Origin of the sequence: Desulfatitalea tepidiphila (genome assembly GCF_001293685.1) — a bacterium.
In the GTDB taxonomy this organism is placed as follows: domain Bacteria; phylum Desulfobacterota; class Desulfobacteria; order Desulfobacterales; family Desulfosarcinaceae; genus Desulfatitalea; species Desulfatitalea tepidiphila.
Genome location: NZ_BCAG01000003.1, coordinates 933,730 through 948,868 on the forward strand (window position 1 = coordinate 933,730; position 15,139 = coordinate 948,868).

Here is a 15,139-nt window from a genome sequence, read left to right on the forward strand (position 1 = left end):
TCTACTACAAGAGCCGGTTGACAGCCGCGAATACTAAAAAAAGGCCCGATTCCGTCACTTCTATCATCGCCCCCAGCATATCACCGGTAACGCAGTTGATTTTCACACGATAAAATAGCAAAATCGAAGCCGTGATGGAAACGGTGGCGGTAACGGCCCAAACGAATCCCCATGGCGTGATCCATACCATGATGGCGGCTGGCACGCCTAAAGGCCAATAATCGGCGAGCTTCAGGCGGCGCTCGAAAAATGAGTGCCCGGTGCCGCCGTCAGGACGGCCGTATGGCAACACGTGCACGGCGAACATGACGGTTGCCCGTGATAGGGCCGGTATGATCAGAAGCCACAGCGGGCGATAAACCTGAATGGCCGACAACCCGGCCCATTTGATCCCCAGGCAACAAATCACGGCAATCACGCCGATGGCGCCGACGCGGCTGTCTTTCATGATTTCCAGGGCGCGTTGGGGTGGGCGGCGACCGTATAATCCATCTGCGGTATCCGCCAGACCGTCCAGATGCAACGCACCGGTGATGACCACCAGAAAAAGAACACTTACGGCCGATACAACTTCGGGCGGCCAGATCAAGGTTCCAAGATAATCCGCTGCGACCAAAAGGCCGCCGATGATTAATCCACACAATGGGAAAAAGGGAAGGGTCTTATGCGCTTGGAACACCCCGGTCGGGCCACAGGGGATGATGGTCAAAAATTGAATCGAAGCGATTAAACCACGCCACATGGGGCTGACGTTCACACTTTCTGATCGCAAGTATCGATCGCTTGAGGCTTGATGGTGAAGGGGATGCCGGCCACCATCCAGATAACACACTGGCAGGCAGCGGCGATTCGCTGGTTGACCCAGCCAGTCAGGTCCCGGTACCGACGCGCCAGCGCATTTTCAGGCACAATGCCGGCCCCCACCTCGTTGCTGACTAGAACAATGGGACAAGGCGGAACCTTCAGGACGTCGCAAAGCTTTTGGCATTCTTTCAGGATGGTGGTGTCATCCGCCTCTGCCATCATCATGTTGCTGATCCACAAAGTGAGACAATCTATCAAAATCAGTCCGGCCTGGTCGCCACGCGAGGTAATGGCCGCTGCAATTTCGATGGGTACTTCGAGGGTTTGCCACTCCGCACCGCGTTCCTGCTGATGCCGCTGAATGCGTCTTCTCATTTCTTCGTCCTGGGCTGTGCAGGTAGCAACGAAGGTCTTCGGTCGCGCACCGAGTCCATCGGCCAGCGATAGCGCGTGACTGCTCTTGCCACTTCGGCAGCCGCCGATGACGAGGGTGCTTTTCATCGTTTCGATCATCTCAAATAATAGAGGGCCGATAAGCGCACGGCATATTGGCCCTGGATCGCTGGCAGGCGATACCGGATTTGAACCAGCGAGTTCCATCGTGTGAAAGCAGTAAATCGGATATACCAATATTCATCTTAAAAAAACAGTTAGATACAAGGAGCAATGGTTTAATTGGCAGCTTACGGCGGCTACCATATCTTGGTTTGCGGTCGAAGGCAAGGCCACATCCTCGCAGCCGACAGTATTAAAATTACATTGCCGCTTTAGCGAATATCAAATTATACTTGTGAAAAATGGTCAAAAAACACTCCAAAGGGGAAGGGCGATGTCGTGGCCTCTGAGCTGAATCTATCGGACCTGGAGAAAAAAGTTGCCGAATTGGAGCAAAGAGAAAAGGCGCTTCTGAAGGAGCTTGATCTTTACAAGCTGGCCATCGACTCGGCGGAATTGGGAATTTGGGATTACAAACCGCTGACAGGCGACTCCCGCTTCAGTTCGCAGTGGCTCGGCATGCTGGGGTATGAAACGGATGAATTGCCATCGACCTATGACACCTTTCTGAACCTATTGCATCCCGATGACAAAGAGGCGATCGCGGCGGCCGTACACGATTTCGTGGCACAGCCTAAGGCCATATTTTCCTTAAAATTCCGGTTGCGAGCGAAAAATGGCGACTGGCGTTGGATCCATTCCAAGGGCGTGGTCGCCGCAACGGATCCGCAGGGCAGGGTGACCCGGATGGTCGGGGTGCATTTTGACATCACCGATCGCCAGCGGTTGGAAATCGATTTGAGCACGACCCGTTTCAGCTTCGACAATGCCCCCATCGGTATTTACCGGATCGCGTCGGACGCCAGGATTCTGGATATTAACAAACAGGCAGCCATGAATCTTGGCTATTCGGTGGAAGAGATGCGCGGCATGACCCTCTTCGACATCGATCCGGACGTGAAAGGCGGCATATGGAAGGAGCTCTGGAAGGTCTTGAACAAACGGGGAAATGACGGTTTTGAGAGAGTCCATAGACGCAAGGACGGTACCCAGATGCCAGTAGAGATTTCATCCAAACTGCTCGAATATGACGGTACGCCATTTGCCATTTCGTTTGTCAAAGATATCACGGAACGGAAGAACGCGGAAAAGGAAAAGGAGTATTTGCAAAAGCAACTGCTCCAGGCCCAGAGAATGGAGTCGGTTGGCCACCTGGCCGGCGGCATCGCACACGATTTCAATAACATTTTGTCCGTCATCATCGCCAATGCAGATTTGGCGATGCGCAATCCGGCGGTGGGCAACAGCGCCGACCGTTATCTCAAGCAGATTCAGGATGCGGCATGCCGATCCTCGGATTTGGTCAGGCAGTTGCTCGCATTCGCAAGGAAACAGACGATCAAACCGGTCGTGCTGGACATCAACGAAACGATCGCCAAGATGCTTGGCATGCTGCGCAGGCTCATCGGGGAAAACATCGAGCTGACCTGGGTGCCCGTCCCGGAACGGTGCCGGGTGATGCTGGATCCTTCTCAAATAGATCAGTTGCTGGCCAACCTGATGGTCAACGCAAGGGACGCCATCGATGGCACCGGAAAAGTGACCATCGAGACCAAACGCGTCGAAATCAACGAATCGTATCGAAAGAAACGGTTATGGTTCAAGCCGGGCATCTATGTGATGCTGTCCGTCAGCGATACGGGCTGCGGCATGGATAGGCAAACCCAGGAGCGGATTTTCGATCCTTTTTTCACGACCAAGGGTGTCGGGCGGGGTACGGGGCTGGGGCTGGCGACGGTGTACGGCATCGTCAGGCAAAACAAGGGGTTTATCCACGTGTCCAGCGAAATCGGCCGCGGAACCACATTCAAACTCTATTTTCCAGCCACCGAGGTGCCAGTGGAGAAAATCAATTCGGGGATTTCCCCGGAGTCGACACTAACAGGCTCGGAAACGGTGTTGATCGTGGAGGATGATCCGGGCATTCTGGAGGTCGCGGAAGCGATTCTGAGCCATTGCGGTTACACCGTCATGGCCGCTCGAGCCCCCGGGCAGGCCGTCGACATGGTGCAATCTTCTTCCGGAAAGATAGACCTGCTGCTCACCGATGTGGTCATGCCGGTGATGAATGGCCGTGAGCTGGCTCAGCGCATCGAGGAGATCAGACCCGGCATCAAATGCCTTTTCATGTCTGGCTACACGGCCGATGTCATTGCCGATCACGGTGTGCTGAACGAAGGGGTGAATTTTCTTTCCAAGCCGTTTACCGTACCCGAACTGGCCCGAAAGGTGCGCGAAGTCCTTGACGGGTGATCTGTGCCGGACGCACTTGTAAGCAGCCAGCCGTGAATAAAAAAAGCCGAACTCTTTTTGGTAACCTTTTGGCACCCAAATAGTACGGCTTTCAAATTGAAAAATCGGCGTAGCTGACCGATTGAATAGCTGGTAGGCGGTACTGGATTTGAACCAGTGACTTCCACCGTGTGAAGGTGGCACTCTCCCGCTGAGTTAACCGCCCGTTTTCCGGCGCAGACCGCAACATCGTCACGTGTTTTCCAGTCGGCGCAATAATGGCAGGTTATAAAGGTTACGGCTCTTCCAAGTCAAGACCTTTTTTGGTTTCGTCGAGTGACCCTTCCATATCCGCTTCCTGGTTATCTTCAGGCAGATCGACCGCTTGCGGAATATCCAAATTGGCCCCGAACTCGGCAAGCTCGGCAGGAGTGGGTAAATCATTCAAATCTTTAAGATCAAACATTTCGAGAAAAAGCTTGGTCGTGGCGTAGATGAGGGGACGCCCCGCAATCTCTTTTCTGCCCAGAACACGGATGAGTTTACGCTCCATCAGCTGGCGCAGCACGCCGCCGCTGTCCACTCCCCTGATGTATTCGATATCCGCACGAATGATCGGTTGTTTGTAAGCGACTATGGCCAGGGTTTCCAACGCGGCTTTACTCAAGCGCTGCGGTGACGGTTGCAGCATTTTTTTGATCCACTCGTGGTATTCGGGGCGGGAGCGCATTTGCCAGCCGCCGGCCACTTCGCTCAACCAAAAACCACCGCCACGTTGTCCATACTCTTGCGATAGCGCTTGCAAGGCATCTCGTATGTCTTTGGCCTCTGCCGTTTCGATTATGGTGCGCAATTTGTCGACGGTGAGCGGATCTTCCGCGACAAACAACAGGCTTTCGATAATGTATTTGAGTTGTTCCATACTTCGATCTATTGATAGAAGATTCGAATCGTGCCACTTTGAGTGTGTTGCGCGACCCTTACCAAACTCATCTTCATCAACTCCAAAAGGGCCAGGAAGGTAACGATGATATCCCTTTTCCGGGGATCTTGGGGAAACATCTCCAAAAAGGCAATAGAGCCTTTTTCTTCCAGAACGGTGATGATGGCGTTCATGCGATCCTTTACCGAGATCGTTTCTGCCGATAGATCGACCGTATGCTCCTTTGAGACCTTTTGGAGAATACGTTGGAATGCATCTATGAGCTCGAAGAGTCCGACTTGAATCAAATCCTGGTCATCTTTGAGAAAATCAACGGACTTGGTGCGTCGTGTGAAAATTTTGTCGCCGAGCATATTTCGGTTGGCCAGTTCTTCGGCTGCGGATTTGATTTGCAGATATTCCGCCAAAGGGCGGACGATCTCCATGCGTGGGTCCTCCTCCTCCTCTTCGGAACCGTGAGAAGGAAGCAGCATGCGTGATTTGATCTGTGCAAGGGTAGAGGCCATCACCAGAAAGTCACCGACATTATCGATATTCAAAAGCTGCATCCATTCCAGATGGGCCAAGTATTGTTCGGTGATCAGGGCAACCGGGATGTCGTAAATATCGACTTCATTCTTCTTGATCAAATGCACCAGAAGGTCCATCGGTCCTTCGAAGACATTTTCAAGTTTTACTTTATAATCGGATTCGACCATGGTTGTCCGTTTCCACCCACAGCGGGGGATCCATCTGGGCTTGAACACTTATCAAAATTTAATTTTGTACTGTTTCAAAGAGTTGGAATCAAGAAAATTGTTTATGAGTTGGTCGATATCGGTGCCACCTCAATGGACATTCGTGTGATCTGTGATGATCTGTTTGACAAATTCGATTTCATCGGTGCGGGTTTCAACCTGCTTATTGATTTTCGCATCCAATAGCTTGTCGAGTATCTTGCTGAATAGGGGGCCGGGGCGTAGTCCCATGTCGATGAGGTCTTTTCCTCCGACGGCGGGTGCGATGTTGCGCAGGTGGTTATAATATCGAGAAATCGCCTTCTTCACGGGTTTCATGTCAGTCACGGCCATCATGTAAAGAATCAACTCTGTTTTGAATCCCTTGAGGAGATGGTACAGGTCGCTATCGGTATCGGGTAGTCGCATTTCCATCTGGTTCAGACAATTTTGGGCAACAAATCGGTCTTTACAGACGAGTCGTTCATATTTCGGAGCCAGTTCGAATCTCTTGCAAATCTTTTGCGATTCATCCTGGTCAAATGAATGGATCAGCGCCATGAAAAAAACGGTCCATCGCAGATAGGTGCTGCCGGTGAATAGCAAATCGTGCCAGGCAATGGCACTCGCCACAGCATTGAGCATGTCGATAAGCTCTTTGTCGAGGACGATCGTGGGATGGATGACTTTAAGGAGGTCGAAATCCTGCATCCTGACCAGGGATGGTATGGGGTTTTCCTCTTCCAGGATCAAGCGAATTTCGGTAAACACGCGGCGGCCGCTCAAGCGCTCAAAAAAATCCATTTTTACGGCATTTTCAATCAGACTCGCCGTCAATTTTCCAATAGCGAAATCAAAACGCTGCTCAAATCGGATCGCTCTGAAAACCCGGGTTGGGTCCTCGACGAAACTCAGGTTGTGCAATACCCGGATCGCTTTGTTTTTTAGATCTTTCTGAGCCGAAAAAAAATCGATGAGTTGGCCGAATTTTTCGGGTGTGAGCTGTATCGCCAGGGTGTTAATCGTAAAATCGCGCCGAAACAGATCCAATTTGATCGAACTCATCTCAACATCAGGCAAAGCGGCCGGCGAGCGATAGTATTCCAGTCGGGCGGTAGCCACGTCGATTTTAAATCCATCTGGAAAGATGAGCACCGCCGTACCAAAAGCTTTGTGCGCATGAATACGCGTTTTGTTCTGATCGGCAAACGCCTTCGCAAAAGCGATTCCATCGCCTTCGACGACAATGTCGATGTCCTCGTTGGAACGATAAAGAAATAGGTCTCGGACGAAGCCGCCGACCACATAAGCCGAATAGTTTAACTGTTGGGCGACTCGTCCAATATCTTTCAGCAGTTGAATGACCCGACGGGACAGTCGCTCCCGCATGAAATTGGCGACGTTTCGAGAATGCCGCTGGGATGCCTGCTGGAATGTATCTTGATGCCGTTCTTTACCGCTGCGATGTTGCTGTACCAGCATATTGAGCAGATCGGTCCGGGTAATCACCCCGACAATCTTGTCTCCTTCCATGACAGGCAAAACACGTTGTTTGTTTCCGATGATCTTTTCCTGCACCTCTGACAATTCGGCCTGAGGGGAAACAGTGAGAAGTTCAGTGTTCATGTAATCCTGGACCGGCACTTGACCGAGGTGGTGAAAGATGGCCTTTTCGATGACCTGTCGCGTGATATAACCCACGAGTCGGCGCTTACCGTCTGACTCGGAAGTGACCAGCAGCGCATTGATATTGTATCTTGTCAGGGTCGTATTGGCTTCTGCGCAACTGATCCCCACGTCCACCGAGATGGGCGGTGCAGACATCAGGTGGCTGGCCATACGTTGAGCTCTGACCCTCTGGTTGAGCTCTTTGAACAACGATTGTTCGACCTGAGTCAAGGTTTGGCCCTTTATCGCCGCTGAAGCGGCATACGGATGGCCACCACCGCCCAAGGCAGTGATGATGTCCCCGACATCCACCTCCTCGGTGCGACTGCGTGCAACGACGTATACCTTGTTTTCCATCATGGCCAGAGCGAAAACGGCGTTGATATCCTCCATTTTTATCATTTTATGGATCAAAAAAGCGAAATCCGGCAGGTAGTGTTCGAAAGTCGCTGTAGTGACAACGATTTCGATGCCGTTGATGACATAGCGGGTCGCGGCTTGAATCAAATCGTTCAGATATTGGATCTGTTCAGGGCTGATTTCACGTGCAATGAGATTGGCGATGACGTTTATATTGGCGCCCTGGGATACGAGAAAGGCGGCGGCCTTTAAATCTTCGGCGGTCGTCGAAGGAAATGTAAAGGCGCCCGTGTCTTCATAGATCCCCAGGCATATGATGGTGGCCTCTTCGGCGGTCAGGCTTTTATTTTGCGCCTGTATCAGTTCTGTGAGAATTGTGGCTGTTGCGCCGGTTATTCGATGGACCTCGTGCTGGCCGAAGATATCTTCGTCTTTGATGGGGTGATGGTCGTAGATATGAATTTCCAACCCGGGATTGTGAAGAATTTCGGCCAATTTGCCAATGCGGTCGGCACTGCGGGTATCGACCAGTACCAATCGCTTTACCTTTTTTAAATCTAAGTCTTTGATCTCTGCCAGATTGTACAGGTAGACCATGGATTGAATAAAAAAGTTGCGCAAGTTCTTCTCTTGGGATCCGGGAAAAACGACTAGTGCACCCGGGTACAGCTTTTGTGCTGCCAGCATGGATGCCATGGCATCGAAGTCGGCGTTAATATGGGTGGTAATGATCGTTAGGTCATTATCCGCCAGTAAGGGATCAAAACTCGTAACGGGGTTGGGTGACGACATGGATTCCTCATATTTTTAAATGGTTCTATAGTTTTTACATTTACATATACGAGTCCTTTTGGCAAGCACTACCCATATATCATGCTGTCTTCTGGCGGTCGTGCGTCGATCCACTCCGGACGATTACCCAGTTTAGATTATGGGATGATATAATTTTATTGGTATCGGATTTGCATGATATTTCGCAATTCGGTTTGCAGAAGCGTATAAAATGCTGTGAAATAAATGTGTTGTTGTTTAAACGAGTTTATGGTAGCAAAATTATGAACAAAATCAGGCTATGCGAGTTGCCGACAAGGCAGAATCGCAGGAGAGGGATAGCGGGCCGAATGGTTGGGTTAGGTGTTGTGTCGGTTTTTCGACGGTGGCGAATCTAAGAGGGCAAGTCCATATTTCCCTTTTTTAGCTTGAAACTGCACTGATAGCTTTGGAGAGTCCTATGCCGGTTTTTTTGTGGGAAGGAAGGAATCGAAACAACCAGATTCAAAAAGGGGAGCTGGAGGCCGTCAGTGCCGAGGCGGTCCGGGCGCATTTAAATCGAATTCGAATTTCCCCGACCAAAGTCAAGAAAAAGCCCAAAGATCTATTCGAGAATGTCGCTTTTCTTCAGCCCAAGGTCAAAGAGAAGGACATCATCATCTTTTCGCGTCAATTTTCCACCATGATCGATGCCGGTCTGCCCATCATTCAGTGCATGGACATCCTGCAATCACAGCAGGAAAATCCGACGTTTAAAAAAATGTTAAAGGAGATCAAGGAGTCGGTCGAGAGCGGGGCCACCCTGGCCGATTCTTTGAAGCGATATCCCAAGCATTTTGATAACCTTTTCGTCAACATGGTGGCCGCGGGTGAGGCAGGCGGTATTCTCGATATCATTTTAAAGCGGCTGTCCGGTTATATGGAGAAGGCGGCAGCGCTGAAGCGCAAAGTAAAGGGGGCCATGGTCTACCCGGCCATCACCATTTCCGTGGCCATCATCGTCGTTGCCATTATTCTGGTTTTTTGTCATTCCCGTTTTTCAGGAGATGTTTGCCGATTTTGGATCGGCGCTACCAGCGCCGACGCTCATCGTGATCGCCATCAGTGAATTCGTAAAATCCAAAATCCACTACATCATCGGCGCGGTCATTCTTTTTGCCCTCGCATTCAGGCAGTATTACAAGACCAGTAAAGGGCGATTGGTCGTGGATGCAGTGATGCTTAAATTGCCCGTATTCGGGATTCTATTGCGCAAAGTGGCGGTCGCCAAATTTACGCGTACCATGGGGACCATGCTGGGCAGCGGTGTGGCCATTCTGGACGCATTGGATATCGTCGCAAAAACGTCGGGCAATAAAGTAGTTGAGAATGCCATTTATTCGGTTCGGACCGGGATTGCCGAAGGTCGCACAATGGCCGATCCGTTGCAGGCCAGCGGGGTTTTTCCTGCCATGGTGTGCCAGATGATCGCCGTTGGTGAATCCACCGGTGCTTTGGATGCCATGTTGGAGAAAATTGCTGATTTTTATGATGAAGAGGTCGACCAGGCTGTTGAAAATCTGACTGCCATGATCGAGCCGATGATGATTGTGTTTCTGGGGGTCGTCATCGGTGGTTTGATTGTAGCTATGTATCTCCCAATCTTCAAGATGGCAGGCGCAGTCGGAGGGTAATCTTCTTCTGTTTAGTTTCACCAAAAATGAGTCGGCACTCCCGAAGATCAAGGTGAAAGTAATTCATCAAGATTTTGGCGGAACATGGTAAAGTTCCAAAAGGGATCGGGTTTAACTTCTTCATAAATGGATCTATATTTTTTTGGTTCAATTTCAATCAGCTAACTCGCCAAGTAAAGCGATTAGCGTTCATATTCATCCAAAGCTTCGATGGCTGATGCTCGCGCGGGTGCTGTTCACCGCATTGCTTCTGGGCGCAACCATCATTTTTCAGTCCCGACTTGGCAGCACGACCAATCCCTTGGTAGGGCTGATTTATGTCCTCATTGCCGCGATTTTCGTGCTCTCCCTGATATATGCGGCGTTATTCCCGAAGATCACACGACATGAACTGTTCGCTTTCATTCAAATTGCGATCGACTCTTTTATAGTATCGCTTATCGTCTTGATTACTGGCGGATTTTTCAGCTTGTTCACTTTTCTTTACCTGGTGGTCATTATTTATGCCAGCATGATCCTTTATCTGCGAGGGGGCCTATTGATCGCTATCTTCAGCAGTATTCAATATGCTGCTCTTGTCATAGCACAATTTACAGAGGTAGCCCCCTGCCTCGCAGCCGTGGCAGATGGTTCGCCGGGTCGCTTGGATGGCCTTTATGTCACCTATAAAATTTTGATCACGACCGCTGCCGGTTTCGCAGTCGCAGTTTTGAGTGGAATGTTGACCGAACAAAACCGCAAAACACAAAAAGAGCTGACAACCATGGAAGCCCATCTAAAACGGGTTGAGAAGATGGCGTACATGGGAGAGATGGCAGCCGGCTTGGCCCATGAGATCAAAAATCCGTTGGCATCTCTGGTGGGTTCAATCCAAATTCTCAAGGAGGATTTGAGATATAATCCCGACCACGAACGCCTGATGGACATCGTACTGCGTGAGACTGACAGGTTGGGAACCCTGGTCAACGATTTTTTGTTTTTTGCCAGACCGCCTGCAGGAAAACCTGAGATCCTGGACCTGGAGGAGGCCATATGCGATATCGTACAACTCTTTGAAAAGGACACTCACCACGCCAGGCATGTCGAGATCAAGCAGACCCTATCCCCCGGTATCCGGGTGCTGATGGATTCCGCTCACCTGCGTCAAATTATATGGAATTTGTTGTTGAATGCGGCTGAAGCCGTATCGGAGGATGGTCGGATCGAAATTCACGCCGTGGCCATCAAGAACAACGAGGTGAGCGTCCACGTCATCGACAATGGATGCGGTATCGCGGACAATGTGATACAGACCATTTTCGATCCTTTTTTCACAACCAAATCTGAAGGGACTGGGCTGGGGCTGTCTATTGTCCATCGTATCCTGGAAGCCTATGACAGCCGTCTTCAGGTTCAGTCGGAACTTGGTAAGGGCACAACTTTCTCCTTTACGCTAAAACGATCCGGCAAGGTCCATTGACCTCATTAACAGAACCCACCTGGACGTGACCTGAAGGACCGTAACCGGGTCCATTCTTCCGACTTCTTCCCCTTCCAGTTGTGATATCCAGCAAGGGAAAATTGAAAAATAACGTATTCGTTTGTGCACTTTCAGTGTTTGTATTTTTATACTTTCCACATGCTGTCTTTTTCTCTTTTCTGACCCATGGTTTGTATCAGACTCAAAATTGCTGGAAAATTCAACTGTTATTGCAATATAAAACTCCGTTGTGGATGGCATAGCTTTTGCTTTTATGGCTGATAAATCGATCCACCATTGCTCTCTAACTTTTAGCTCGAAAAAGGCAAATCATTCGAAAGAATGAGACGCAAAGCCACTGGCCTAAGTCCTGACCCATCGGGATATGGTAGCAGGGTTGCCGGGCGAAGGCGACATCTCCTGATTCACCGCCGATCGCACGGTATATGGTAATCGGGGGATGCCATGTTTAAAAAAAGATCGTTTTATCTCGTCAGACGTTGTCTTGCCGCTCTCCAATTTATTATTCTGACGTTGCCGCTGGCTGTTTCAGCCGCTCAAGTGACGTTGCAGTGGGATGCCAACGACCCTTCTCCAGCAGGTTATCGTCTCTATCAGCGCACATCGGGCCAATCGTATGATTATAATTCGCCCGTCTGGAGTGGTACTCTAACGACGGCTACCCTGAATGGCTTGATAGAGGGAACCACCTATTATTATGTTGTGAGAGCTTACAGCGGAAGCGACGAGAGCGGTGATTCCAACGAGGTGCAATTCACCCCCGTTGCCATTAATATGGATAGTGACGGTGACGGTATCGACGATGCATCGGATGCGTTCCCTAACGACTCATCTGAATGGTTGGATTCGGATGCTGACGGCATCGGTGATAATGCAGACACGGATGACGATGGCGACGGCCTGCCTGATGCCTGGGAAGTACTTTATGGCTTAAATCCGCTATCCGATGACGCCGGTCACGATCTGGACAACGATGGCGTTTCAAACATGGAGGAGTATCTTGCCAACAGTGATCCATCCCAGGCGCCTGCCAACCTCTCACCAGAAAAGCCGCGTCACCTGGCTCCGTACGATGCTGAAGCATCCGTCGGTCTGACGCCCATTCTGGCCACCGAACCGTTTGCAGACCCGGACGATGATGGTCATGCCCGTAGCTGCTATCAAATCAGCACTTTTGAGGATGATTTTACCACCCTGGTTTACGAAAAGACCAGCTCAGTTCACCTGACGCAGCTGGATCTCCCCGATCTGGTTCTCGATCCGGATACGACATATCTTTGGCGTGTCCGCTTCTACGATAGCCGCAATGGTATGTCCGAATGGTCTGACCCCACCTCATTTACGACCGTCGCTTATGGGGAGACTGGTGATGAAAATGGTAATGGAATATTGGATGTCCAGGAGATAGATGGTTATTTGGATCTCGATCAGGACGGCAACAACGATGCACAGCAAGATGGCATGTTGGCTGTCCAATCGAACGATGCGTTCAACCCATATATCGCGATAAAAAGGGTTGACGCCAACACCCAATTGATCAGCATTGAAGCGATAAGCGGCGAGGGACTTTCCCTGGCATCCAACCACAACCAGCCGGAGTTTTTGACCGGAATCATCAATTTCAAACTCTACCTTTTGAATGGGGCCACCGAGACATCCGTTGTGGTTTACTTCTCACAACCAGCTCCTTCAAATGCCCGGTGGTACAAATATGATCCTGACCAAGGCTGGTCGATCTACTCGGATGTGGAGTTCAGCAGTGACCGCCGATCACTGACGCTGCACCTCGAGGATGGCGGTATCGGCGACACGGATGGCGTGCAGAATGGTGTCATCGTCGATCCCGCCGGTTTAGGCTACAGCACCCAGGTTTCCGACGATGCCTCGGGCTCGACTTCCTCGGGTTCGGGTGGGGGCGGTGGGTGCTTTATATCGACGACAATCACGGCGGAGTCGGGTCCCTCTGGATGGGACGCGATCGCTCTTCTACTGCTTATCAGTGGGTTGGCGGCCGTGGGCGGATTTTTCTTCGCCCATCATGGTGGTCGAGGGTCTGAAGCGTCGGGGCAGAAGCCGGGATCGGAAGAGGGCACGATCCGGTAGCAGGACTCAGGGCGTTTGGTGACCGAAATAGCCGTCTGCCTGGATGGTAATCCGCATCAGTTCACTTTCGAGGCTGCGCGTACACTGCTGCAGTTGAGCCAACTTTGCATCGGCCGGCACCATGACAGGTTTGCCGTAGGCCAATAGACAAGGGCTGGCAGGGTAGGGCAGCATGAAACGATCCCAACTTTTGAACACCTTGCACCATTTGGCACTGTAGGTCACCGGTATAATCGGATAACCGCTCTTTTGAGCCAGGAAAACAACCCCCGGCTGCACTTTGTAGCGCGGCCCCTGTGGGCCATCGGGAACGATCCCACCGACCTTGTCATGGTCACGCATCTCTCTGATAAGCCTGGCCATTGCCCGTGTACCGCCCTTGCCGGTCGACCCTCTTACCGTCGTGTGACCCTGGCGTTGAAGGATTTGGGCAATGATTTCGCCATCGGCAGAATTACTCACCAGTATGGCCGCGTTCCAGCCCTGGTGCAGATAACTCACCAATAGGATGCGAGAGTGCCAGAAGGCAAAAATGTATTGCCTGGATTCCAATAGAGACGCGACCGCGTCTCGTCCTCTGACTTTAATCCTGGATCCAAGGAACAGCAGATCGACCAGCGACTTTCCCGCCCGTCCAATGATACGCCATTTGAGTCCTGGCCCCGTTTCGTTTTTACTAAAAAGCATCTCTGTCATCCATTAACGCTTTGGCAATTTGCGCTACCTGATGCGATGCTCCCGGTGCTCCCAGTTTTTGACGGACAGAGAGCAGCGCTTCGCACATTTGCATGTAACGATGGGGATCGGATAGAATTTCCAAGGCGGTTTCAGATATGATTTCCGGAGAGGCGTCTTTTTGAATCAGTTCGGGCATGATACGTTCTCCGGCAATTAAATTGACCAGTCCAATATGCGCCACATCTATCAGCGCCCGGCCCAGCCAATAACTAACGGGAGAAACCGTATAGACAATGATCATGGGGATACCACAGATGGCGGTCTCAAGCGTTACGGTTCCCGAGGCGACAATGGCCAAATCGCAGCGTGGCAACAGATCACAGACGGCTTGGTTGGTGACTTCGACGGTGTTGACCGGATGTCGCGCCATGATATCGTCAATCATGAGAGGGTCGATAGAGGATGCACAGGAGACCAGCAGGCGTAGCGATGGAATATTTTTCTGTAAGCGCCTCGCAGACTCGAGCATGATCGGCAAAAGTGTGGCGACTTCCCGATCCCGCGATCCGGCAAGCAGGGCAACGACCGGAGAGGGACCTGGCGGTGCACAGTTCCGCACCGGCACGCGTCCGGTGGGTGAATCCATGAGCGGGTGCCCTACGAATGTCACCGGCACGTCATGCTGCTGATAAAAGGACGCTTCAAAGGGTAGAATAACCGCCATATGGTCGACGCGCGCCTTGATTTTTTTGACCCGACCCGCACGCCAGGCCCAGATTTGAGGGCTGATGTAATAGAGAACTGGAATTTCCAGTTTTTTGGCTACTGCGGCCAGATGCAAATTAAAGTCGGGGAAGTCGATCAGAATCAGCAGATTCGGTCTCAAACCGGCCAGCAGCTTCTTCAATCGCGACATGGATTTGAGCACTTGCGGTGCTTTGGATAATGCCTCCGTGATACCGACGACCGCCACCTCGCGCGCATCGATGAGTACCCTGGCGCCGGCATCGCGCATGCGCGGTCCACCCATGCCGCAAACGAAGACCGGGCCGCAATATGATTGCATCGCCTGGATCAGGTGGGCGCCGTGGGCATCCCCGGATGCTTCGCCGGCAACCATTACCACCGTTTTTGTTTGTTCTGGGCTGGGCATTTG

Annotated in this window: 10 protein-coding genes, 1 tRNA gene, 1 pseudogene and 1 riboswitch; of the genes and pseudogenes, 4 read left to right on the forward strand and 8 right to left on the reverse strand. The window is 51.2% G+C overall.

Annotation, left to right across the window (positions count from 1 at the left end):
- Window positions 1-4: 4 nt before the first annotated feature.
- A complete protein-coding gene (gene cobS, locus DFT_RS08710) occupies window positions 5-742 on the reverse strand; it encodes an adenosylcobinamide-GDP ribazoletransferase (protein WP_054030818.1) in 738 nt (245 codons plus the stop codon).
- A gap of 11 nt (window positions 743-753) precedes the next feature.
- Window positions 754-1,305 carry a bifunctional adenosylcobinamide kinase/adenosylcobinamide-phosphate guanylyltransferase gene (cobU, locus tag DFT_RS08715; RefSeq protein ID WP_054030819.1) on the reverse strand — a complete coding sequence of 184 codons (552 nt, stop codon included), beginning with the start codon at window positions 1,303-1,305 and terminating at the stop codon, window positions 754-756.
- A gap of 333 nt (window positions 1,306-1,638) precedes the next feature.
- Between cobU and DFT_RS08720 the strand changes: the two genes are divergently transcribed.
- On the forward strand, window positions 1,639-3,612 hold the full coding sequence (locus tag DFT_RS08720; RefSeq protein ID WP_054030820.1) for a hybrid sensor histidine kinase/response regulator: 1,974 nt from the start codon (window positions 1,639-1,641) through the stop codon (window positions 3,610-3,612).
- Window positions 3,613-3,742: 130 nt separating this feature from the next.
- Here the strand turns inward: DFT_RS08720 and DFT_RS08725 are convergent.
- From DFT_RS08725 to DFT_RS08740, 4 genes are all read right to left on the reverse strand, one after another.
- Window positions 3,743-3,817, reverse strand: a tRNA-Val gene (locus tag DFT_RS08725).
- Window positions 3,818-3,886: 69 nt separating this feature from the next.
- Complete coding sequence (gene scpB, locus DFT_RS08730; RefSeq protein ID WP_076750460.1) at window positions 3,887-4,513, reverse strand: SMC-Scp complex subunit ScpB; 627 nt, start codon at window positions 4,511-4,513, stop codon at window positions 3,887-3,889.
- A gap of 8 nt (window positions 4,514-4,521) precedes the next feature.
- Window positions 4,522-5,232: a segregation and condensation protein A gene (locus DFT_RS08735; RefSeq protein ID WP_054030821.1), complete on the reverse strand. Its 711-nt coding sequence runs from the start codon at window positions 5,230-5,232 to the stop codon at window positions 4,522-4,524.
- A 129-nt stretch (window positions 5,233-5,361) separates the two neighbouring features.
- Complete coding sequence (locus tag DFT_RS08740) at window positions 5,362-8,070, reverse strand: CBS domain-containing protein (RefSeq protein WP_054030822.1); 2,709 nt, start codon at window positions 8,068-8,070, stop codon at window positions 5,362-5,364.
- Window positions 8,071-8,509: 439 nt separating this feature from the next.
- Here DFT_RS08740 and DFT_RS27525 point away from each other — a divergent pair.
- From DFT_RS27525 to DFT_RS26485, 3 genes and pseudogenes are all read left to right on the forward strand, one after another.
- Window positions 8,510-9,722: pseudogene (locus DFT_RS27525) on the forward strand (type II secretion system F family protein).
- Between the two features lie 142 nt (window positions 9,723-9,864).
- Window positions 9,865-11,181, forward strand: a complete 1,317-nt coding sequence (locus DFT_RS08750) for a two-component system sensor histidine kinase NtrB (RefSeq protein WP_152971907.1) — start codon at window positions 9,865-9,867, stop codon at window positions 11,179-11,181.
- A gap of 314 nt (window positions 11,182-11,495) precedes the next feature.
- Window positions 11,496-11,586: riboswitch (cyclic di-GMP riboswitch) on the forward strand.
- 60 nt (window positions 11,587-11,646) lie between these two features.
- Window positions 11,647-13,305, forward strand: coding sequence for a fibronectin type III domain-containing protein (locus tag DFT_RS26485; RefSeq protein WP_054030824.1), 1,659 nt, complete (start codon window positions 11,647-11,649; stop codon window positions 13,303-13,305).
- 6 nt (window positions 13,306-13,311) lie between these two features.
- On the opposite strand, the gene DFT_RS08760 is transcribed toward DFT_RS26485, so the two are convergent.
- Both DFT_RS08760 and lpxB read right to left on the reverse strand, forming a co-directional pair.
- A complete protein-coding gene (locus tag DFT_RS08760) occupies window positions 13,312-13,992 on the reverse strand; it encodes a lysophospholipid acyltransferase family protein (protein WP_054030825.1) in 681 nt (226 codons plus the stop codon).
- Window positions 13,982-15,136 (reverse strand): lipid-A-disaccharide synthase, encoded by a 1,155-nt coding sequence (lpxB, locus tag DFT_RS08765; protein WP_076750462.1) that lies wholly within the window; start codon window positions 15,134-15,136, stop codon window positions 13,982-13,984. The genes DFT_RS08760 and lpxB overlap by 11 nt, the downstream gene beginning before the upstream one ends.
- Between the last annotated feature and the right edge of the window lie 3 nt (window positions 15,137-15,139).

Coding starts and splice junctions, on each gene's coding strand:
- DFT_RS08735 (WP_054030821.1), bottom strand. CDS start 5,232: ATGGTCGAATCCGATTATAAAGTAAAACTTGAAAATGTCTTCGAAGGA.
- DFT_RS26485 (WP_054030824.1), top strand. CDS start 11,647: ATGTTTAAAAAAAGATCGTTTTATCTCGTCAGACGTTGTCTTGCCGCT.
- scpB (WP_076750460.1), bottom strand. CDS start 4,513: ATGGAACAACTCAAATACATTATCGAAAGCCTGTTGTTTGTCGCGGAA.
- cobS (WP_054030818.1), bottom strand. CDS start 742: ATGTGGCGTGGTTTAATCGCTTCGATTCAATTTTTGACCATCATCCCC.
- lpxB (WP_076750462.1), bottom strand. CDS start 15,136: ATGCCCAGCCCAGAACAAACAAAAACGGTGGTAATGGTTGCCGGCGAA.
- DFT_RS08760 (WP_054030825.1), bottom strand. CDS start 13,992: ATGCTTTTTAGTAAAAACGAAACGGGGCCAGGACTCAAATGGCGTATC.
- cobU (WP_054030819.1), bottom strand. CDS start 1,305: ATGAAAAGCACCCTCGTCATCGGCGGCTGCCGAAGTGGCAAGAGCAGT.
- DFT_RS08740 (WP_054030822.1), bottom strand. CDS start 8,070: ATGTCGTCACCCAACCCCGTTACGAGTTTTGATCCCTTACTGGCGGAT.